The sequence below is a fragment of the Mycobacterium sp. E1715 genome (assembly GCF_001667625.1).
GTDB lineage: Bacteria > Actinomycetota > Actinomycetes > Mycobacteriales > Mycobacteriaceae > Mycobacterium.
Genome location: NZ_LZJJ01000475.1, coordinates 1 through 899 on the forward strand (window position 1 = coordinate 1; position 899 = coordinate 899).

Genomic DNA, 899 nt, shown 5'->3' on the forward strand with positions numbered 1-899 from the left:
TCCCGCGACACGCGGAAGTAGTGCCCGGTGCTGCTGTCGGTGCACGTCATGCCCGACGGCTCGCTGTCGCAGGTGATCGTGCCCGCGGACTGGGTCTGGCCGTAGTCGAGGGTCGGCTCGCCGGCGAAGCGCAGGGTGTCGCCGTGGCAGTGGATGGCGGCCGGCTCGCCCAGGTTCAACACGAAGCGGTTGCCCCAGGCGAGATGCTTGCCGCACTCCGGTGGCGGCGGTGGCTGGTAGTCGAAGTCGCTGATGTCGCACGCCACACCGAAGCCGCCCAGGACGCAGTAGATGTTGCCGGACGGCGACTGGAAGTGGTAGAGCGGGTCCGCGTGCGCCGGGCCCACCGCGGTCGCGGCCGCCAGGAGCGGAACCGCGGCGACCATTGATGCCTTCATGATGACGTTGTAATCCTTTTGGGCGGCCAGGTGAAGGCCCCCGCGCAAACTCATTTCGGGATTATCGGTCCGGTCCACCGGCGCACAGGCTTACGCTCAGCAAATGATGAGGACCCTCGCTGTCGCCGCCGCGACGGTCGCGGCCGCCACCGTGATGCCGGCGACCGCGCACGCGGACACCCAGAACTTTCAATCGCCGTCCGGCAACATCTACTGCGTCCTGGGCGGCTTCGGTGTGGCGTGCGACATCAGCGACTTCGACTACCAGCCACCGCCGCCACCGGAGTGCGGCAAGCATCTCGCCTGGGGCAACCGCTTCGTGTTGAACCTGGGCGAGCCGGCCGCCATCCACTGCCACGGCGACACCCTGCGCTTCGCCGGCGAGCCGACCCTCGACTACGGCCAGACCCAGTCCGCGGGCACGATCACCTGCGACAGCGAGCCGTCGGGCATGACGTGCACCGACAGCAGCACCGGTCACGACTTCCGGGTGTCGCGGGA

2 protein-coding genes are annotated in these 899 nt (G+C 68.6%); one reads left to right on the forward strand and one right to left on the reverse strand.

The features are described from left to right. Nucleotides 1-452 (reverse strand): DUF6636 domain-containing protein (locus A9X03_RS23830; protein WP_156734771.1); only part of this gene is annotated, 452 nt, incomplete at its 3' end. A 52-nt stretch (nucleotides 453-504) separates the two neighbouring features. Between A9X03_RS23830 and A9X03_RS23835 the strand changes: the two genes are divergently transcribed. Further along, nucleotides 505-899: DUF6636 domain-containing protein (locus A9X03_RS23835; protein WP_156746650.1), on the forward strand; the 395-nt coding region annotated here is incomplete at its 3' end.